Genomic DNA, 19,682 nt, shown 5'->3' with positions numbered 1-19,682 from the left:
TCATACCTCCCTCGCGCTGCCGCGCTCTATCGCGATCTCCGCCACGCGGGTCACGAGTCCGTGTAGATCCTGGCCTCCCGTGGCCACTGGAACGTTGTCGCAGAGCACCGTGGGCACCCCGGCCTCCTCGCCTGCCGCAGCTACGACGTCTATCGCGGCGGCCTTGAGCTCCGTCAGGAGCACGTCGTAGCCTCCTTGCGCAGCTTGCATGTCCCTCCGCAGCCGCGCCCTATCGGAGAGGTGTGCGCTTGTGGCCACAACCTCGCACCCGAACTCGGCCTCGAGGTGCGCGACCAACACCGGCACCACCTCGGCCGGGGCTGTCGTCGCGAAGAACGCTCGCAGGCCTTTCACCGGCTGGATCGGCGCGGGTCTGAAAGTGGTGACCACGCAGGGAATGTCGGGGCGTTGCCTGGTGATCTCGGCGCGAATCTCGGCAACCTGCGCCGGAGTGGCCACGGGCTCCTCGGCAGAAGCGATTATGACCATGTCGGCCCGGGAGAGCCTGTAGGGTCCAAAGTAACCGTCAACGTAGACGATACCTCGGCCGGCACCGACGACAAGGATGTCCGCGTCCGAATGCACCGGCGGGATCGCGGCGCCTGAACCCTCGAGAACGATGAGCTCCTTGCCCAGCGAGTCTGCCAGTCTCGCTCCCTCCGGAACGTTGGAGAAGAACGTCTCGCCGGCCATTCCGCCACCGCAGCGGCGGCATCCCACCGTCGTCACGCGACTCATCACCGCGTCTTCGTAGTTGTCGCTGGACGCGTGTTTGCCTTGCCGGGCGAGTTCAAGCAGGTCCTCGGTCCGAAGGCTGACCCGGTCACCGTGTATCAGCTCCGGCTCGGAGGGGCCGCCCCGTCCCATCGCAAGCACGACGATGTCGCGGCCGGCCGCCTTGAGCGCGCGGGCAACGTAGCCTGACACGGCCGTCTTGCCGACCCTCTTGCCGGTGCCGATGAGGCCCAGCGTCGGGGTCCGCGGGACGACGAGCACGCGCGGCGGTGTGAATAGGAAATCCGCGCCGCGGTACGACAAGCCGAGTCCGAGTGCGATGCTGGCCAGCCTGAACCGGTCTGCCGAGGAGACGACCGGCTCGTCCGAGAGGTCCACGACCTCATCGGGAGAGTGTTCGGATACCGCCCGCGCGAGTGCCTCGTCCGCGTTCGGTCCGGCAACCACCGGCACGCCATAGATCGCGAATCCGGCCTCGAGATCGACCTTCTCCGTGCCGCCGAGGAACACCGCTGCCACGACCTCGGACTCCCGGGCGAGCTGATCGAGGGCGAATCGGACGACAGGCGGATAGTGCTCCCCGTCGATGAGGGCGAGGACCCGCTTCATTCGTCCTCCTCGAGCGTCGTTGAGGTGCGTTCGAGCATGGTGGGGGTCACGCGCGTCTCGTCGACCTCTTCCGATCCGTCCGCACCGGGACGCCAGTTGCAGTAGTGCTTGTGCACGCCGCGATAGTCGACTACCACCTGCGCGCTGGTGTAGGGCTCCTTCAGGAGCACACGCACGCGGTTGCCGTCATGGACCTCGATGATGTTGTAACAAGGCTTGACCTTGCCGCGCAGACGGTGCGAGCAGGCGGTGCCGGCATTCACGATGAGCATGTCCTCGAGTCGCCAAACGTTCGGCACGTGCTTGTGGCCGCAGAGCACGAGGTCGGTGCCGCAACTCGCGAGAACGCGCAGCACGTCGCCCGCGTCGTAGACGATGTTGCGCTCGCGGCCGGTTCCAGGCACCGGCACGAGGTGGTGGTGCATCGCGACGATCTTGAAGTCCTCCGGGTCGCTGAAGCGCTCCTCGATCCACCGGTAACGGGCACGGCCGACGCGACCGCTGTCCAGGTCCGGCTCGCTCGAATCGATGCCAAGGATGCGCACGTTCTCGAAGAGCAGCTCTCGGCTGCGCGCGCCGAACATCTCGGCGAAGTGCTCGTCGCCGACATTGCGTGCGTCGTGATTGCCAAGGAGAACGAGCCGGTGCTCGCAGTCGAGCTTCGAGAGCAGCCGGTGCGCCTGCTTGAACTCCTGCCGGAACCCCATGTCGGTGAGGTCGCCGGTGACTACAACGATGTCGGGCGCGAGGTCATTCAGCTCGTCGATGACGCGCGTCGCGAGACTCGGGATGTGGTAACGGGACCCGCAGTGCAGGTCCGAGATGTGCGCGATGATCGTCGGCTGATCGCTCATGTGGCGGCTCCCTGGCCTACTTTGGGACCGAAGGCCCGTAGGAATCGGTCGCCCCACCAAGAGCGCCGATGCGATCCAGGCGGTCGGTGAGCCCGATGAGACTGCCGACAACGTCGGACAGAGAGTACTCATCGTAGGTGACGATCTGCGGCTCGCCATCGATTCCGCCTAGCTCCGCTGCGCGATCGATCGCGTCCGCATAGGTTCCCAGCGTGTCGACCAGCCCCATCTCCTTGGCTTTCACGCCGGACCAGGCCCACCCGGTCGCCATCTTGCGGACCTCGGCCTCGGGTAGACCACGACCGTCGGCAACGATGCTGATGAATTCGTCGTAGGCGAAGTCGATTTCCTCCTGCATCAGTGCGGTCTCGCTCGCAGACAGGCTGCGGTAGGGACTGCCGGCGCCCTTGTACTCGCCTGCGGTGAGCACGGTGAACTCGACGCCGACCTTCTCCAGGAGGCGCGCGACGTTCGGGATCTCGGCGATGACGCCGATGCTGCCGACGGTCGACGTGCGGTTGGCGACGATCTCGTCGCATTGCGACGCGACCATATACGCTCCCGAAGCGCCGACATCGCCGATGCTCACAACCACGGGCTTCTCGAACCTGGCGATCTCGGTAGCGATCTCCTGCGACGCCGCCACCGTCCCGCCCGGCGAGTCGACACGCAGAAGCACAGCCTTGACGTTGGAATCGTCTGCCGCCTGGTCGAGCTTGCCAAGGAACTCCTCGGGGCTGATCACTCCATTCATCGAACTCCCCGTCCCCGCGATGATCCCGTCGATGTGGATGACGGCGATAGCCTCGCCGAAGGCGGCCGACCCGCCCGAGCCGGCGGAACCAACCGCCGCGATGGATAGGCCGCAGCACGCGATGGCACAGATGAACATGACGGCGATGATAGCCGCGAGTATCTTCCACCCGGTAGACGACTTCGCAACGGGTGGCTGCCCGGCCGGCGGCTGCGACGCTGGGCCGTACTGCTGCTGCGGCGGCGCGGGTGGCTGCTGTGGTGGCACATCTGCGCCCGGGGGCGGCGCCGACGTGGTCGTAGGACCGTTCGCGAGCGGATAGCCCTGCGTCTCACCTCCGGTCACGCTCGGTGGGGCAGGCTCATGCGCATGCTGGTCGTTTCCAGCGGGGGGTATTGTGCCCTGATCGTCCATGGGGTTCCTCCGCGCGATGGGGCGCCGGATTCGGCGCAAGAGCTGCGGTGCTCACTATATTCCCCGAGGAAGGCTGGGTCGGTCAACTAGGGCTTTCACTGCTGTGTGCGCGAGAACTCGCCTGACCCGATTGGTCGGACGCCCCCGGGAGGCCTTTCCCTGCCGCACCAGTGTCTGGCCCGGTCCCCTGGGGTTGACTCCTCTCCGAGTTGTGTTACGCTTCCGGAATTCGTAACACGGCATACGAATTACTAACTCATGCTACGCGTCGAGGGAAAGGAATGTCACATGCGCGGACTTACCAGGTTCAAACGCGCGGTTCTGCTCCTGATCGCAGCCCTGCTCATAGGGTGTGTGGCCGGGTGTGTCAAGGCGGAGGCCAACAACGGTGCCGAGTCTACCCCGACAAAGGACGAGCTCGTTCTTGCATTTGGTGGCGAGCCGACCGACGGCGGCTTCGACCCGACGGCCGGATGGGGGCGCTACGGGTCCCCCCTGTTCCAGAGCACGCTTCTGGCTCGCAACGACAAGCTCGAGATCGTCAACGACCTCGCGACCGGATACGACGTGAGCGAGGACGGCCTGACCTACACCGTCAAGCTGCAAACTGCCAAGTTCTCGGACGGCGAGGACCTGATCGCTGACGACGTCGTCTTCACCTACCAGACAGCGGGCACGAGCGGCAGCGTGGTCGACCTCACCATGATGGAGGAGGTCAAAGCCCTCGATGCAAGCACGGTGCAGTTTACGCTGAATGAGCCGTCGAGCGTCTTCGTCTACCGGATGGCTGAGCTCGGCATCGTGCCCGAGCACGCCTACGGCGCCAACTACGCCGACAACCCGCTCGGTTCCGGTCCATACAAGTTCGTTCAGTGGGACAAGGGTCAGCAGCTCATCGTCGAGGTGAACCCCGAGTACTACGGGACCAAACCCGCATTCAAGAAGATCACTTTCCTATTCCTGGCCGAGGATGCCGCCTTCGCAGCCGCCAAGGCTGGCGAGGTCGACATAGCGGCCATCCCCTCGTCGTTCGCGTCGCAGGCCGTCGACGGCATGAATGTGGTGCCGATCGCCAGTGTTGACAACCGCGGCGTGGGCTTCCCTATGGTTCCCGACGAGGGCAAGAAGACCGATGACGGCTATCCGATTGGCAACGACGTCACGTCCGACAAGGCGATCCGGCTTGCCGTGAACTACGCGATGGACCGGCAGGCGCTCGTCGACGGACCGCTGTACGGCTATGGCTCGCCCGCCTTCAGCCCGGCCGACGGGTTGCCGTGGGGCAACACCGATCTCGCGTTCGAGGACGGCGACATCAAGAAGGCCACGCAGATGCTTGCGGACGGCGGGTGGAGCGACACCGATTCTGACGGCGTGCTCGAAAAGGGATCGACGGAAGCCAAGTTCACGCTCGTCTACCCCGCCGATGACTCACTGCGTCAGGCGCTTTCCCTCGCAGTCGTCGACACGATGAAGCCCCTCGGGATCGAAATCGAGGTCGTCGGTAAGAGCTGGGACGAGATCACGTCGCTCAAGCATGCCAACGCCGTGCTGTGGGGCTGGGGAAGCCACAACCCCATGGAGATCAACATGATCTACAACAGCAAGTGGGCTGGCGTTCAGTGGAACAACGCGGAGTTCTACTCGAACGCGACCGTGGACAAGAACCTTAACGCGGCCATGAGCGCGAAGTCCGAAGCCGAAGCCATTCCGTACTGGCGGGCGGCTGCATGGGACGGCGCGACTGGGTACTCGGCCAAGGGAGATGCCGTGTACGCGTGGCTCGTGAATATCGACCACGTCTACCTTGCCAGCGAGGGTCTCGATCTCGGCGATCAGCGCGTGCAGCCGCACGGGCACGGCTGGCCGCTGACAGCGAATATCACCGAGTGGACCTGGACCGGCGAGTAGTCATTCGAGACCGATGACGAAATTCCTCGCCCTCAGGATCCTGAAACTCCTTGTCCTTCTGGCTACTGTCAGCGCGATCTCCTTCACGCTCTTGAGCTTCTCTCCGGTAGACCCGGTGAGGGCATACGTCGGGGCTGACATGATGCGCGTCACTCCCGAGCAGCGTGCGGCTATCGCCGAGCGATGGGGGGTCGGTCGACCCCCCGCTGAGCGGTTCTTGAAGTGGGCCTCGCGCCTCGTGCAGGGCGACCTCGGGACGTCGCTCATCTACCGGCAGCCGGTGGCGAAGGTCATCGCGGAGCGTTTCGCCGCATCGCTATTGCTCATGATGAGCGCCTGGTTGCTCACGGGCGTCTTCGGCTACCTGTTCGGCGTCGTCTCGGGAACGCTCGAAGGCTCGTGGATCGACAAAAGCATCCAGCTCTACGCGTTCACGCTCGCGTCGATGCCCACCTTCTGGCTGGCGCTGTTGATGCTGATGGTCTTCTCCGTCTGGCTTGGCTGGACACCGGTGGGTCTCGCGGTACCGGCGGGCGTGCTCGAGGCCGACGTCACGTGGGCTGACCGGTTGCACCACCTCATCCTGCCGGCGATCACCCTCGGCGTTATCGGCATCGCGAACGTCACATTGCACACCCGCCAGAAGCTCATCGACGTGAAGCGTTCGGACTACTTCCTGTTCGGAATCGCCCGCGGTCAGAGCCGCTGGCGCGCCGTGATGCGGCACGGTTTGCGCAACACCGCGCTACCCGCGGTGACACTCCAGTTCGCACTCTTCTCCGAAATCTTCGGCGGCGCCGTCCTTGCCGAGCAGGTGTTCGCGTACCCCGGTCTCGGCCGCACCACAGTGCTGGCGGGACTGCGTGGCGACGTCCCGCTGCTCCTGGGCATTGTGCTGTTCAGCACCGTGTTCGTGTTCGTGGGCAACACGACCGCCGACGTCATCTACCGGCTCGTCGACCCCAAGATCCGCCTGACAGGGAGGCTCTAGGTGTCGCACGTCAGGGAGGCGATCGAGCCGGAACAGTCGATCTACGGTGGTATGCCGTCGTTCTCGCGCAGGTCGCGCATGCTCATCGCGCTTGGCGTAACACTCGGTGCGCTCGTCCTACTTGTGGTGGTCGGGTTGGCATTGCCTGACACCGGTTTGCGCACGAACTTCCTCCAGCAGAGCCAGGCGCCTTCCTCGGCGCACTGGTTCGGCACCGATCCGCTCGGACGGGACATGCTCACCCGGACAATCAAGGGCCTCGTGCGCGGGCTTGGGGTCGGCGCACTCGCCTCCGCAGTGGCGGCGCTTATCGCGCTCGTTCTTGGCATTGTCGCCGCAACCGCAGGTCCACGTGTGGACGCGGCAATCACGTTCGCGGTAGACACCGTGATGAGCGTGCCGCACATCGTACTGCTGATCCTGATCTCATTCGCGCTCGGCGGAGGAACGCGGGGCGTCATCATCGCCGTCGCTGTCACCCACTGGCCGTCGCTCACGCGTGTAATCCGCGCAGAGGTCATGCAGCTGCGCTCGGCGGAGTACGTGCAGGTGGGGCGAAAGCTCGGCCGTTCCGCCAGTTGGGTCGCGCTCAATCACATGGTCCCTCACGTCTTGCCGCAGTTCATCGTCGGACTCGTACTGCTCTTTCCCCACGCGCTCCTGCACGAAGCCGGCCTGACGTTCCTCGGTTTCGGGTTGTCTCCGCACTTGCCCGCCATCGGCGTCATTCTGGCGGAATCGATGCGCTATCTCTCGCTCGGGTACTGGTGGCTGGCCGTGCTTCCGGGATTCATGCTGGTCGTCGCCGTCAAGGTGATCGATGCGCTCGGCGAGGGCCTGCGCGACCTCATCGACCCCCATACGGTTCAGGAGTAGCCGTGCTTGAAGTCAAGGAACTCACCATTTCATTCACTCAGTACCAGGTTGGCCTGCGTCAGCGGGATCTCAAGGTCATTACCGATTTGAGCCTCGACGTCGCACCGGGCGAAATCGTGGCCATCGTCGGTTCGAGTGGGTCGGGCAAGAGCCTGCTCGCCCACGCCGTCCTCGGCATCTTGCCAAACAACGCCCGCGTAAGTGGCGAGCTGTACTTCGAGGGAGAGAAACTCGAACCGAAACGACAGGCCGCACTGAGAGGCAGGCGCATCGCGCTCATCCCCCAGGCGGTGACATTCCTCGACCCGCTCATGCGCGTTGGGCAACAGGCCCGCGACATCGGATCAGGCGAGGTAGGAGCGGCGCGGCAGCGCGAGGTCTTCGCGCGCTACGGCCTCGCGGAGCACGTCGACGAGATGTATCCGTTCCAGCTCTCCGGCGGCATGCTGAGGAGGGTGCTCGTCTCGACGGCGGTATTGAGCGGCGCCAGTCTCATCATCGCCGACGAGCCCACACCCGGCCTGGACCCGGCCGCCGTACGCGAGACCCTCGGCCACATGCGCGAACTCGCCAACGACGGGCGCGGAGTCATGCTCATCACCCACGACTTGATGGCCGCCCGCTCCGTCGCCGACCGGGTCGCGGTGTTCTACGCGGGAACGACGCTCGAAGTCGCGAAATCGAGTGCGTTCTCGGGCGACGGCGAGGCACTGCTGCACCCCTACTCTCGGGGACTCTGGCGCGCGATGCCCGATTGCGACTTCACGCCGATGCCGGGTGCGCAACCGATGCCCGACAACATGCCCGATGGCTGCGTCTTCGAGCCGCGTTGCCCGAGGGCCACACCGGAATGCGCTGCGGCAGCGCCCGATCCGTCCGCGCACGACAGCAGCTGGGTGAGGTGCTTCCATGCTTAGCGGTCGAGACCTGGCCTTTCGCTACGATGGCACCGCCGCCGATGTCTTCTCGGGAATCGACATCGACGTGGCCCCCGGCGAGCGCGTTGCGCTCTCCGGCCCGTCCGGGCGCGGGAAGACGACTTTGGCGCGCGTGCTCGCCGGCTACGAGAAACCGGCACGCGGAATCGTGGCGCTCGACGGCACACCCGTCCTCGGCATCGCCGGGTTCTGCCCCGTGCAGCTCGTATTCCAGCACCCGGAGAAGGCCGTGAACCCTCGGTGGACGATGCGCCAGGTACTCGCCGAGAGCCGGCTTACCGAAGATGGAGTCGTGGAAGGCTTGGGAATGGAGGACGAATGGATGGGGCGGTTCCCGAACGAGGTGAGCGGCGGCGAGCTTCAGCGTTTCTGTGTGGCGCGCGCCCTCACTCGCAAGACGCGGTATCTCATCGCGGACGAGATGACGACGATGCTTGACGCGGTCACGCAAGCGCAGATTTGGGCAGTCGTCATGGACTGGGCGTCCACGAGCGGAGCCGGGGTGCTCGTCGTCAGCCACGACGCGTCGCTCGTCGGCAGATTGTGTGACCGCGTGATCGAACTCGACTGAAGACCGTAGAGAGAAAGGACTCGGGCGATGTGCCAGGGCTCCGTCAACAACGACCAGATGGTGCAGGCGATCGGACAGGCGCGCGAGACGGTGAAGCTGGCCGAGCGCGCAGGCGGACAGCTACTCAAGACGGCATCACGAGCCAGCGATGGGGCGGTCGTCCCTCCGCTCGGTCGTGCAGCGAGACTGCTTACCGAGGCGAGTGAGGAGCTTCACCAGGCGCTGCACGCCGCCTCGGAACCGGAGCCGAGCGGCTCCACCGTGGTCGAGCGCGTCTAGGACGAAATGCGGGTCTCGTCGGCTACGCCAGTGAAACAACAGCGCCCGCTCGATCGATCCGCAGAGCCGCTGGCGTGCCACGCTCGGCAAGCGCAGCAATGCCGCCCTCGGCTCGTCTGGCGACCTCGCGCGCAGCCAGGAATGCGGCATCATCATCCGTGCCCGCGACCAGCCCAATGAGAGCTGGCCCCGCCCCCGAAAGCACGACACCAGCGGCACCCGCATCGAGGAGCACAGTCCGGACCGCGTCGAAATCGGGGATGGCCATCGCCCGGTACTGCTGGTGAAGCCGATCCGCAAGCCCTGGCGCCAGCAGGTCTTCCCTCCCGAGCACGAGACCGGCGACCAGCAGCCCGGCACGCGCTGCGTTGAACGCCGCATCCGCGTGCGGCACGCTCTGCGGTAGCAGGGCTCGCGACTCCTCTGTCGGGAGCGAGTTCGCGCCGGTCACGACCACCACCGCGAGTCCCCCGCGCGGCTCAACCATGACGCATCGCGGGCCGTCGTCGTCCCAGCTCAGAGTCAGGCCGCCGAAGAGCGCCGCAGCCGCATTGTCGGGGTGCCCCTCCATCTCGGTCGCCATCTCGAAGATCCGGTGCTTGCCCAGGGGAACCTCGCTGAGTGCATCGGCCAACAACATGCCACCCACCAGCGCGGCCGCCGAGGACCCGAGACCTCGTCCGGGTGGGATGCGGTTCACGCAGAAGATATGTGCGCAGCGCCCCGGCTCGCCGTTCTCCTGGAAGACGCGAGCCATCGCGCGCGCCACGCGGTTCGTGCCGTCAGTGGCAAGTACATCGGAGCCCTCGCCGACGATCTCAACCGCCCATTCCTCGGCAGGTTGGGCCGAGAAGCGGTTGTGGAGCCCGAGCGCGAGCCCGAACGAGTCGTAGCCCGGACCGAGGTTGGCCGAGGTGGCGGGGACGGAGACGGAGGCGGAAGGCACAGCGCCTACAGCTCCTCCACGCGGATGACGCTCGCCACCGCGTCCACCACGTCGAGACCCTCGATCTCGGTGAGTGAGTCGCGGACGGCGGCCTCGGTCGCATCGTACGTCACGTACACGATCTCAGCCTGAGGGGCGTCGCCGGAGCCCTTCTGGATGACCGACGCGAGAGATACCCCGTGCTCGCCAAAGACGCTCGCCGTCGCCGCGAGGACCCCCGGCTCGTCCTTCACGAGCAAGCGAATGTAGTAGCGTGCGGTGAGCTCGGCGATGTCGCGGACTGCGAGCAACTCGTGACAGGTGCACCCCACGAGGTTCAAGCAGCCGCCCTGAATGTGACGCGCTGTCTCGATGACATCGCCCACGACCGCGCTGGCAGCCGGCATGGAGCCCGCGCCCTCGCCGAAGAACATCGTCTCGCCCACGGCGTCGCCCACGACGTAGATCGCGTTGTATACGCCGTTGACGCTCGCGAGCGGGTGAGCCAGCGGGATCATCGTCGGGTGCACGCGGATGTCCACGCCGCCCCCGGCGCGGCGCGCGATCGCAAGCAGCTTGATGGCGTAGCCCATCTCATCGGCATACGCGATGTCGCCCGGAGTGAGCGCCCGGATACCCTCGACGGGTACCTGGTCGAGCGTGACGCGGGAGTTGAACGCGATAGAGGCGAGGATAGCGATCTTCGCGGCTGCGTCGAGACCGTCGACGTCGGCGGTCGGATCGGCCTCAGCGAATCCGCACTCCTGGGCCTCGGTCAGCGCGGTGTCGTAGTCCAGCCCGTCCTCGGCCATGCGCGTAAGCATGTAGTTGGTGGTGCCGTTGACGATGCCCATGACGCTTTGGATCTCGTTGGAGACGAGACAGTGCTTGAGCGGCGAGATGATCGGGATGCCGCCGCCGACACTCGCCTCGAAGGCGATGTCGACGCCGTGCGCATCGGCCGAGTCCATCACCTCGCGGCCGTGGCTCGCCATGAGCGCCTTGTTGGCGGTGACGACGCTCTTGCCCGCATCGAGTGCCGCGAGCACGACATCGCGGGCGATGCCGGTCCCGCCGATGAGCTCGATAACGATGTCGACGTCGGGGTCGGCGAGAAGCTCGAACGCGTCGGTGGTGCACGCATCGGCCGGGAGACCGAGCGCCTCGAAGCGCGCGGTGTCGCGGTCTGCGAAGCGCGTGAGCTCGATCGAGACTCCCGCGCGGCGCGCGAAGTCCGCGCCGTGGCGGCGGAAGATCTCCACCACACCAGAGCCGACCGTACCGAGTCCGATCAAACCGACGTTCACCGTGCGCATTGGGTTCCTCCGCTGCGTGCCGCTATCGAGCGACGCCGATGTGCGCCGCAGGTCAGCATATTGTACCCGAGGTCGCGTGGCATGTGACGGCACCCGGGACAGCTGCGCTACGATGGAGCGGTCGACGGGAGCGCGTGGTGGAATGCGAACACAGCATGGATTTCGGCTGGGAGGGCGACAACGGCCTCGGCGAGGAACTGATCACCCAGGCTCTCTCGGGGGTCAAGACCGCGACCTGCGGCTTCGTGCGCGCCTACACCCCCGAAGAACTGAGCCGCATCCGCGAAAGCGTCGACAGCGTCATCCCGATCATCGACCACCACGGGACGGTTCGCGGCTTCCTCCGGATCCTCGACGTGTTCGAGACTCCGTTCGGTGCTCCGGACCTGCGTCTCGTACGCGGCGAAGGCGATGGAGATGATGTAGCGAAGTTCCAGGCTGATCATCGCATCGTCTGGGAACTCGACTTCGCCGGCGAACAGTTGCATGACGACGAGCCGCTGCTCGTTGAGATCTTCGAGCTGGCCGAGGAGCCCGTCCCCGGCACGTGAACGCTCGCTACTGCTCGGCGTTCTCCGGCGGCCAGTCGGCAAGCGACCGGCGCATCTCGGGAATCGGCTCGAAGCCCATCCGCTCGTAGACCGGACGGCCGGCGTCGCTCGCAACGAGCGCAACGTGACCGATGCCGATACCCTTCAGGCCGGCCATCGCGGCGGCGAGCATGTCTCGCGCGATGCCGCGTCCACGGTATTCGGGCGTCACGAACACGTTCTGGAGGCGAGCGATCTGCCCCGACGGCGCCGCGACCATCGGAGGGCCTGTCACGATGAGTGCACCGACGCTTCCCACCGGCGTCCCAACTTCCTCGGCAATCCACGCGAAGTACTCGCGGACCGGAATGGCGCGCTCCATGTAGGCGGCTGCGGCATCGAGGATCTCGGGCGCAGATTCTTCCGCGTGTCCCATGTCGACGAACATCCGCCCGCGGAACGCCGCAAGCACTCGCGCGTCGGCAGTCGTGGCTGGTCTGATGTGGAGCGACATGGGTCCCTGCTCTTCGGTTCTGGGCGCACAAAAGTGCAAGACCGCCGATCCTCCGAACGAACAATCCACCTTGCGGCTTGTGCCCATCCGGATTCTCAACGGTCTTGCAGTTCAGATAGTACCTCGGGGCCGAGAGAACGCAACGGATTTCGTGCGACTCTCGCCAGCGATGTGGCGAGCGGACGGAGTCGCGCGACAGGCGGTAGCGCGACAGGCAGTTGTCCACAGTATCCACAAAATCCACAGATGAAATGGGGTGTTGCACGCGTCGGTTGCCACCCGCCATTCGGTGTGTGTATATTCTGTACACCATGTACAACACCGGAGGCGTCGAATGATTAGAGTCAGCGTTGCCGAAGCAAGACGGGAGTTCGCAGAGATCCTGAACCGCGCGACCTACAACCGCGAACGCACCGTGATCACACGTCACGAAACCGATGTCGCGGCGGTCATCTCGATCGAGGAGCTTCGACTGCTCGACGCACTCATCGAACGGTACGAGGACGAGTCGGACGTCGAGGATGCACGCGCAGCACTACTTGAAGCGCACGAGGATCGTGTCGGATGGGAAGCGATCAAGCGCGAGTTCGGACTGTAGCACGATGGCCACGTACCGGATCGAGTTCGCGGCGTCCGCACACCGGCAGTTCGCGAAACTGGCTCCCGACGCCAAACGGCGGCTCGCTCCCGAAATCGACATGCTCGCGACGGAGCCGCGGCCGCACGGTGCCAAGCGTCTTGCGACCGAAGATGAGCTGTATCGAATCCGCGTGGGAGTCTACCGGATCGTGTACGCCGTCGAGAACGACCTGCTCGTGATTCTAGTCGTCAAGATCGGCCACCGCCGCGACGTGTATCGCGGACTCTAACGCACAAAAGTACAAGACCGCCGATCCTCCGAACGAACAATCCACCTTACGGCTTGTGCCCATCCGGATTCTCAACGGTCTTACAGTTCAGATAGTACCTCGGGGCCGAGAGAACGCAACGGATTTCGTGCGACTCTCGCCAGCGATGTGGCGAGCGGAAGGAGTCGGCCGACAGGCGGTAGCGTGACAGGCAGTTGTCCACAGTATCCACAAAATCCACAGGTGGAGCCGGTAGTCGACCGCGATGCTTGCGGCGAAGACCGGCCTCGGAACAGAAGACCAGACGGCCCATCAGCGCCGATGCCCGGAACCAGACGATTCCTCAATCGTGCGGTTCGCCCAGGCGACGAATCTCTCTGATTGGTCGACCAGGGTCCGCGCCCTCACCTCGGAGGCCACGCGCTGACCGTACTCGACCTCGTTCTTCATCGAGAGCAGTCCTGCGATCTGCCGCTGCGCAGTGGCAGGGAAGGCCTCCCCCAGACAGGTACGCATCAGAGCAATCGCGGCGGCGTGGTCGGAGGCGATGTCTACCTTGCCGGCAGCGTGCGCGAGAACGGCGTCCGCCGCAGAAACGTCCGCGTGAATGGCCGACCGACTCGCCGCGTTGAAGCGCTCTTCTGCGAGATCCACCCGCGACGACTCAAGGAACTCGAATGCCTTCATGGCGTACGCGCGGGATTCACCCGGTGACGCCCCGCGGGTTCGGTTCTTGCGACCCATCGATACCCCACTCCCCCGGACTACTCCCCGAGAGAATGATGCCAGTGGACTCCAACTCGACTCTGAACCCGCTCTGTCCGATTCTCAGACTCCCTGCAGCCTCTGCACGGGTAAGAACGAGCATCGAAAGGTGAGATCCGTACGTCTCGAGGAAGCGGCGACTCTCCCGTAGAGCTTTCTCCTCGAGTTGCTGCTTGAGCCGGTCGTCAGCCGCGAGTGCGAAGACGTCGACGTCGCTCTCATCGCTCTGGTCACCATACGCATAGCTGCCAAAGAGGATGAGCGACTCGGCATCACCGGAGAATGAACTCACGAGATCGACGCGCAGCGCGTCGACAACAGCTTCCTCTGCGTCGACCGCCGGCCGAACCATAAGCCGCACGTAGACGTTCGACTCGTTGATCCAGTGCATGATAGAGCGTCCTGTTCTGCGCTGATGAACGAGTCCCATCGCCGCCAGATCACCGAGCGCTTGTGCCGCGGTGGGGTGGCTGACGCTCGCTGCACGCGCCACTCCGCGCACGCTGAGCGGACCGTCAGTGAGGAGCAGGGCACGCAACACGCGCGCACGCGCCGGAGTCTCGAAGATGTCCGAGATGGTGAACGTTGGTCGCATCGTATGGAATCTATACCGTCCATCATGGACGTTCAAGTTTCCATTCGATCGGTCTCCCTACACTCGAACCGACGACAGAGTATGGCAGCTTGTGGACACGGAGCCGGGTCAGGGTGCTACACTTGACAATGCGCTTGCTTGTCGAGCTACTCGTAGCATTTCGGAGTGTGGCGGGCTTGCTAGGATAAGCAAAAGCGTAAGGCTCCGCCCCGGTGATGAATCATCCCCGGGGCGTCCTTTTTGCGTTTCTCCCCCGTTTGTCAGACCCTGGGGCCATAGTTCTTGCCAATGATGCCTTTGTGAGGGGGGTCCATGGGCCTGCGAGTGGGACTGGATATCGGGATCGCTTCCGTTGGCTGGTGCGTGCTCGATCCTGCCGCCAAGACAATCGTCGCGGCCGGGGTGCGAACGTTCACACGAGCCGAGAATCCCAAGACGGGAGCGTCGCTGGCAGAACCGCGCCGCCTTGCACGTTCGGCACGGCGGCGACTCCGCAGGCGCCGTGTCCGCATGTCGCAACTGCGCGAACTGCTGCTGGTCAAGGGCGTGCTGACGACGGAGGAACTCGAAAGCGCCTTCATCGTGTCCGCAAACAACAAGACCCCCTACGACTTGCGATGCGAGGGTCTGGACCGGCTGCTCGCGCCCAGGGAATGGGCTCGCGTGCTCACGCAGATGTGCAAGAGACGCGGATACCTATCCATGCGGCTCTCAGACAAGCCCGACGACGACGAAGGCGCTGTCAAACACGCCATCGCAGAGAACGACGCCCTGATGCGCGAAAAGGGCTACCGGACCGTCGGAGAGATGCTCGCGAAGGACGAGAGATTCGAAGAATCCAAGCGCAACAAAGGGGACTACAAGGGCGTGATCTCCCGCAGCCTGCTGCTCCAGGAAATCGACACGTTGTTCGAAGCCCAGCGAGGCCACGGAAGTCCCTACGCCAGCGCGGACTTCGAGCGCGAGTACGTCGGGATCATTTCCACACAAGCGCCAATCGCTGAGGGCGACGCGCTGTTGGCGAAAGTCGGCGTGTGCAGCCTGGATCGCACGAACCCTCGAGTTCCACGCGCATGCCCTACCTTTGAGAGATTCCGGGTGCTCGACAAGATCAGCAACATCCGATACACCGAACAGCCAGGCGGGCACCGCCTTACTCTACCGCCAGAAGCGCGCCAACTTATTGCCAACATGGCCTTCGAGCGCGCAACACCACTGACCTACGCGCACGTTCGGAAAGCCTGCGGACTTCCCGACACCGCGCGTTTCGTGGGCCTTCGCTACGACCGGACCGATCCTGACAACGTGGACGCCGAGAAGAAGGAGAAGCTCCCGCACCCGAAAGCATGGAGCGAGTTACGCAAGCGCATGAGTGATGCTTCGAAGGAGGATTGGGCTCGCCTGCGCGACGATTCCGGGACCCTCGACGACATTGCGCGTGTGCTTACCTACTACAAGCTGACCGAGAGCGTCCGCCGAGAGCTCGATGCACTCGGACTGCCCGCCACTGCGGTCGATGCACTCTCGCAGTGCCGCTTCTCGGGACACGGCCACCTCTCGCGCGAAACGATCCTCGCGATCTTGCCTCACATGGAAGCAGGCATGCCCTACTCGGACGCCTGCGTCGCAGCGGGCTTCCATCACTCCCAGGTCGCATCGGGCGCCCGACACTCCAAACTCCCGCCGATACCGTACGACGACGTGCGCAATCCCGTCGTCATCCGGGCCCTGTCCCAGACCCGCAAGGTGCTCAACGCCATTATCGCTACCTTCGGTCCAATCGAGGCGCTGCATGTTGAGATGGCGCGAGACGTCGCGCGTTCGTACGAGGATCGCAGGAAGATCGAGAAGGGTCAGAAGGAGAACCGCGCGCGAAACGACTCGATACTCGACGACCTGCACGAGCATCACAACATCGCGGACCCTCGCCCGCTAGACATCGTCAAGTACAAGTTGTGGAAGGAACAGGACGGCCGCTGCCCCTACACGGGCAAGTACATCGACCCCGTGCGGATGCTCTCCGGAGAGCCCGGCGTCGCCGAGGTCGATCACATTCTTCCGCATTCCCGCTCGTTCGATGACGGGTACATGAACAAGGTTCTGGTCACAGCAAGTGCGAATCAGGGCAAGCGGGGCCTGACGCCGTTTGAATATCTGGGTCGAGACCCGCACGGATGGCATGAGTTCGAGGAGCGGGTCTTGTCGATGCATCTGCCCCGTCCGAAGAAGGACAGGCTCCTTCGGACCGATTTCGATGCGCGGGCATCCGACGAGTTCCGAGAGCGCAACCTCGTGGACACGCGCTACATCGCGCGCTACTTCAAGAACTTCGTAGAAGAGAACCTGCAGTTCGCAGGAGACAAGAAGCGTCCCGTCCTGACGGTGAACGGTCGTGCCACCGCGTTCTTGCGCACTGGTTGGCAGCTACAGAAGGTGCGAGCTGATGGCGACTTGCACCACGCGCTCGATGCAGCCGTGATCGCCGCGACGAGCCGGGCGATGGTTCAGGCGGTGAGCCGCTTCTTCTCAGTACGCCCACTACGAAACCCTGACGGCGTGTACGTTGACACCAGCACCGGGGAGATCGTCGACGCCAAGCACGTCCCCGAGCCCTGGGAGGGCTTCGCAGAGCAGTTGACAGCGATACTGACCGCACGCTTCTCTGACGACCCTGCGACCGATCTGGACACCGACTCACTGGAGCCACGGCCGATCTTGGTCAGCCGCATGCCATCACGATCCATCCGCGGTGAAGTCCACAAGGAAACAGTGAGGCGAATCGAGGGCGAGGATGCCAAGGGCAGACTCATGAGCAGCAAACGCGTGAACCTCGAGGATCTCAACCGCAACTCACTCGACCGGATGGTGGGGCGCGAGAGAGACGCCGCGCTATTCTCGATGCTGCGAGCGTGCCTCGACGCACACGATGGTGACGCCAAGAAGGCATTCGCAGACCCGGTCTACAAGCCGACACGCGCAGGCCGCGTCTCCCCGCGCGTCAGATCGATCCGCGTGTACGACGCCCCGTCGAGTGGCGGCACTCCTGTGCGCGGCGGAATTGCAGACAACGGAGAGATGGTTCGCACGGACGCGTTCGAGAAGTCAGGAAAGTACTACTTGGTGCCGATATATCTCAAAGATGTTGCTGGGGGAGCACTACCAAACCGGGCAATCGTCGCGCATAAGGCGGAAGCAGACTGGCGGTTGATCGATGAGACCTATCGGTTCGCCTTCAGCCTCTATATGAACGACCTGGTCAAGCTGACGAAGAAGAGCAGGGATGGAGTTGAAACGATCTTCGGCTACTTCAAAGGGACAGACCGGGCAGGCGGGACTCTGACAATCGCAGCTCACGATTCCTCTTGGACCCGACGTGGGCTCGGAGTAGCGCAGGGGGTCGTAAGCTTCGACAAGTACGAGATTGATGTTCTCGGCAAGTCCGTCCACCGAGTCAGACGGGAGAAGCGACTTGGCTTTTCGCACGGTGGTGATCAGCAATGAGGCGGAGCTGCACGTACACTCCGATCAACTGATTGCTGTCCAGGGCCAGAGCTACTGGATCCCCCTGGAAGACATCGCCGTGCTCGTTCTTGAGAATCCCCGGATCTGGCTTTCTTCGGCAGCCCTGTCTCTAATCGCCGCAAGCGGAGTTGCGGTTGCGGTATGCGACGACAAGCACATGCCCACGGGAATTCTGTTACCTCACTGCCGACACAGCCGGCAACTCGCCGCAACGCGGCAGCAGCTTGCCGCTTCACTTCCCCAGAAGAAGCGCCTCTGGCAGAGACTGATCGTGAGCAAGGTCCGTAACCAGGCCCTCTGCCTTCAAGCTCTCGACCTGCCTGGAGCGGAGAAGCTCGAAGAGTATGCAGGTCGAGTTGTCTCTGGCGACGCCACGGGAGTCGAAGGAACGGCCGCAAGATACTATTTCGCCCGGCTCATGCCGGGAGTCAAACGCCACAGTGGCCACGATCCGGACGGGGCACTGGACTATGGCTACGCGGTGGTGCGAGCCGCTGTCGCCCGTGCACTCGTCGGGCACGGGCTCTACCCCGCCGTCGGGATTCACCATGACAGCCAACTCAACGCATTCAATCTCGCAGACGACCTGCTTGAGCCGTTCCGTCCCTTTGTCGATCTCGTCGCAGTTCGCGAACAGGCGAGCGTCAACAACAAGGAGGGCCGCATGGCCCTCGTCAGCACACTGAACGCTCCATGCAGAATCGGCGACCGACAGCACTCAGTGCTCACGGGTGTTGAGGAAGTGGCGGCCAGCCTGATGCGAGCGTTCGCCCGCAAGGATCACTGCGAGCTTCGCGTACCAGCGCTTGCCCCCGAAGACGTCACGGCCGACTGTGTGCCGGAGTGATTGAGGTGAAGCCGATGCGACTGATCGTGCTGTTCGACCTACCAGTGAACTCCAAGGCCAATAGAAAGCGCTATCAGCTGTTCCACAAGTTCCTCGTCAAGGACGGGTACACGATGATGCAGTTTTCGGTGTACTCTCGTATTGCGGACGGCCTTGACGGAATCGACAAGCATCTGAATCGCCTCCGGGCGAACGCTCCTGCCAAGGGAAACATCCGCGTAATGACGGTCACCGAGAAGCAGTACGCCTCGATGTTGTTCCTCGTGGGCGAGCCGTCACCGCAAGAGAAAAAGGTGGGTGCACAGCTTCAGCTATGGCTTTAGAAACCACTTTTCAGACGAGAGTCATCAGAAACGGCGCTGCTCAGCAGCGCCGTTTCCGTCTCACCAGCGTAGCACTTCGGAGTGTGGCGGGGAGCTAAGACAGGTCCGCTGAGGTTCACAAACGAGGGGTAAGCGTAGCACTTCGGAGTGTGGCGGGGAGCTAAGACGCCTTCTGCCTCTGCCTCACGCAGGTTGCGAGCGTAGCACTTCGGAGTGTGGCGGGGAGCTAAGACCTACCAGACCACGTAGACACGACAGGTAACAGCGTAGCACTTCGGAGTGTGGCGGGGAGCTAAGACTGTCGTAGTCGGTATGCAGCGTCGCCCCCGTAGCGTAGCACTTCGGAGTGTGGCGGGGAGCTAAGACGACGAGGTCCAGGTCCGCGTCGCGGAGGTTAGCGTAGCACTTCGGAGTGTGGCGGGGAGCTAAGGAAGCGTCAAACAACAAGTAGGAGATTGGCTGGTGATGTCGAAGTAAGATCGTATGATCAACGAGCATGCGATCGGAGAGCGCTATCGGGCGCTCGCGGGAGAGTTCGATGAGAGACGTCGACGCCTGTGGGCGG

Annotated in this window: 20 protein-coding genes and 1 CRISPR repeat array; of the genes, 12 read left to right on the top strand and 8 right to left on the bottom strand. The window is 63.9% G+C overall.

Going from position 1 to position 19,682, the window contains the following annotated elements:
* Genes Q8K99_13145 through sppA form a run of 3 tightly spaced genes read right to left on the bottom strand, consistent with a single transcriptional unit; the run spans window position 1 to window position 3,366 of the window.
* Window positions 1-1,344 carry a 2,3-diphosphoglycerate synthetase gene (locus Q8K99_13145; GenBank protein ID MDP2183501.1) on the bottom strand — a complete coding sequence of 448 codons (1,344 nt, stop codon included), beginning with the start codon at window positions 1,342-1,344 and terminating at the stop codon, window positions 1-3.
* Entirely contained in the window at window positions 1,341-2,198 is an 858-nt protein-coding gene (locus Q8K99_13140; GenBank protein ID MDP2183500.1) for a metallophosphoesterase, read from the bottom strand. The genes Q8K99_13145 and Q8K99_13140 overlap by 4 nt, the downstream gene beginning before the upstream one ends.
* Window positions 2,199-2,214: 16 nt before the next feature.
* Window positions 2,215-3,366: a signal peptide peptidase SppA gene (gene sppA, locus Q8K99_13135; GenBank protein ID MDP2183499.1), complete on the bottom strand. Its 1,152-nt coding sequence runs from the start codon at window positions 3,364-3,366 to the stop codon at window positions 2,215-2,217.
* A gap of 288 nt (window positions 3,367-3,654) precedes the next feature.
* On the opposite strand from sppA, the gene Q8K99_13130 reads away from it, so the two are divergent.
* Genes Q8K99_13130 through Q8K99_13105 form a run of 6 tightly spaced genes read left to right on the top strand, consistent with a single transcriptional unit; the run spans window position 3,655 to window position 8,932 of the window.
* On the top strand, window positions 3,655-5,277 hold the full coding sequence (locus tag Q8K99_13130) for an ABC transporter substrate-binding protein (protein ID MDP2183498.1): 1,623 nt from the start codon (window positions 3,655-3,657) through the stop codon (window positions 5,275-5,277).
* A 13-nt stretch (window positions 5,278-5,290) separates the two neighbouring features.
* Complete coding sequence (locus Q8K99_13125) at window positions 5,291-6,268, top strand: ABC transporter permease (GenBank protein ID MDP2183497.1); 978 nt, start codon at window positions 5,291-5,293, stop codon at window positions 6,266-6,268.
* A gap of 51 nt (window positions 6,269-6,319) precedes the next feature.
* Complete coding sequence (locus Q8K99_13120; protein MDP2183496.1) at window positions 6,320-7,144, top strand: ABC transporter permease; 825 nt, start codon at window positions 6,320-6,322, stop codon at window positions 7,142-7,144.
* A gap of 2 nt (window positions 7,145-7,146) precedes the next feature.
* Complete coding sequence (locus Q8K99_13115) at window positions 7,147-8,061, top strand: ABC transporter ATP-binding protein (protein MDP2183495.1); 915 nt, start codon at window positions 7,147-7,149, stop codon at window positions 8,059-8,061.
* Window positions 8,054-8,653 carry an ATP-binding cassette domain-containing protein gene (locus Q8K99_13110; GenBank protein ID MDP2183494.1) on the top strand — a complete coding sequence of 200 codons (600 nt, stop codon included), beginning with the start codon at window positions 8,054-8,056 and terminating at the stop codon, window positions 8,651-8,653. The genes Q8K99_13115 and Q8K99_13110 overlap by 8 nt, the downstream gene beginning before the upstream one ends.
* 27 nt (window positions 8,654-8,680) lie before the next feature.
* Window positions 8,681-8,932 (top strand): hypothetical protein, encoded by a 252-nt coding sequence (locus Q8K99_13105; protein ID MDP2183493.1) that lies wholly within the window; start codon window positions 8,681-8,683, stop codon window positions 8,930-8,932.
* 22 nt (window positions 8,933-8,954) lie between these two features.
* Here the strand turns inward: Q8K99_13105 and thrB are convergent, their stop codons facing one another.
* The gene (thrB, locus tag Q8K99_13100) at window positions 8,955-9,878 is read right to left on the bottom strand and encodes a homoserine kinase (GenBank protein MDP2183492.1); all 924 of its coding nucleotides are present in this window, start codon (window positions 9,876-9,878) and stop codon (window positions 8,955-8,957) included.
* Window positions 9,879-9,883: 5 nt separating this feature from the next.
* Window positions 9,884-11,173: a homoserine dehydrogenase gene (locus Q8K99_13095; GenBank protein MDP2183491.1), complete on the bottom strand. Its 1,290-nt coding sequence runs from the start codon at window positions 11,171-11,173 to the stop codon at window positions 9,884-9,886.
* A gap of 137 nt (window positions 11,174-11,310) precedes the next feature.
* Between Q8K99_13095 and Q8K99_13090 the strand changes: the two genes are divergently transcribed.
* Complete coding sequence (locus tag Q8K99_13090) at window positions 11,311-11,724, top strand: hypothetical protein (protein MDP2183490.1); 414 nt, start codon at window positions 11,311-11,313, stop codon at window positions 11,722-11,724.
* 7 nt (window positions 11,725-11,731) lie between these two features.
* On the opposite strand, the gene Q8K99_13085 is transcribed toward Q8K99_13090, so the two are convergent.
* Window positions 11,732-12,217, bottom strand: a complete 486-nt coding sequence (locus Q8K99_13085; GenBank protein ID MDP2183489.1) for a GNAT family N-acetyltransferase — start codon at window positions 12,215-12,217, stop codon at window positions 11,732-11,734.
* A 334-nt stretch (window positions 12,218-12,551) separates the two neighbouring features.
* Here Q8K99_13085 and Q8K99_13080 point away from each other — a divergent pair, with 334 nt between their 5' ends.
* Together Q8K99_13080 and Q8K99_13075 are read left to right on the top strand one after the other, a co-directional pair.
* Window positions 12,552-12,815, top strand: a complete 264-nt coding sequence (locus Q8K99_13080; GenBank protein MDP2183488.1) for a type II toxin-antitoxin system prevent-host-death family antitoxin — start codon at window positions 12,552-12,554, stop codon at window positions 12,813-12,815.
* Window positions 12,816-12,819: 4 nt separating this feature from the next.
* Complete coding sequence (locus Q8K99_13075; GenBank protein MDP2183487.1) at window positions 12,820-13,086, top strand: type II toxin-antitoxin system RelE/ParE family toxin; 267 nt, start codon at window positions 12,820-12,822, stop codon at window positions 13,084-13,086.
* A gap of 291 nt (window positions 13,087-13,377) precedes the next feature.
* On the opposite strand, the gene Q8K99_13070 is transcribed toward Q8K99_13075, so the two are convergent.
* Both Q8K99_13070 and Q8K99_13065 read right to left on the bottom strand, forming a co-directional pair.
* The gene (locus Q8K99_13070) at window positions 13,378-13,809 is read right to left on the bottom strand and encodes a hypothetical protein (GenBank protein MDP2183486.1); all 432 of its coding nucleotides are present in this window, start codon (window positions 13,807-13,809) and stop codon (window positions 13,378-13,380) included.
* Window positions 13,769-14,425, bottom strand: coding sequence for a MarR family transcriptional regulator (locus Q8K99_13065; GenBank protein ID MDP2183485.1), 657 nt, complete (start codon window positions 14,423-14,425; stop codon window positions 13,769-13,771). Before Q8K99_13065 ends, Q8K99_13070 begins: the two co-directional genes overlap by 41 nt.
* Window positions 14,426-14,737: 312 nt before the next feature.
* Here Q8K99_13065 and cas9 point away from each other — a divergent pair, with 312 nt between their 5' ends.
* The 3 genes from cas9 to cas2 are packed head-to-tail and all read left to right on the top strand — an operon-like array spanning window position 14,738 to window position 19,117.
* Window positions 14,738-17,926, top strand: coding sequence for a type II CRISPR RNA-guided endonuclease Cas9 (gene cas9, locus Q8K99_13060; protein MDP2183484.1), 3,189 nt, complete (start codon window positions 14,738-14,740; stop codon window positions 17,924-17,926).
* Window positions 17,895-18,794, top strand: coding sequence for a type II CRISPR-associated endonuclease Cas1 (cas1, locus tag Q8K99_13055; GenBank protein MDP2183483.1), 900 nt, complete (start codon window positions 17,895-17,897; stop codon window positions 18,792-18,794). Before cas9 ends, cas1 begins: the two co-directional genes overlap by 32 nt.
* 14 nt (window positions 18,795-18,808) lie before the next feature.
* Window positions 18,809-19,117: a CRISPR-associated endonuclease Cas2 gene (cas2, locus tag Q8K99_13050; GenBank protein ID MDP2183482.1), complete on the top strand. Its 309-nt coding sequence runs from the start codon at window positions 18,809-18,811 to the stop codon at window positions 19,115-19,117.
* 65 nt (window positions 19,118-19,182) lie between these two features.
* Window positions 19,183-19,549: direct repeats of the CRISPR family, unit length 36 nt; unit sequence AGCGTAGCACTTCGGAGTGTGGCGGGGAGCTAAGAC.
* Window positions 19,550-19,682: the final 133 nt, after the last annotated feature.

This window comes from Actinomycetota bacterium (genome assembly GCA_030682655.1).
GTDB lineage: Bacteria > Actinomycetota > Coriobacteriia > Anaerosomatales > JAUXNU01 > JAUXNU01.
The sequence above is the reverse complement of the archived record's forward strand: the minus strand, read 5'-3'. Positions and strand labels throughout refer to the sequence as shown.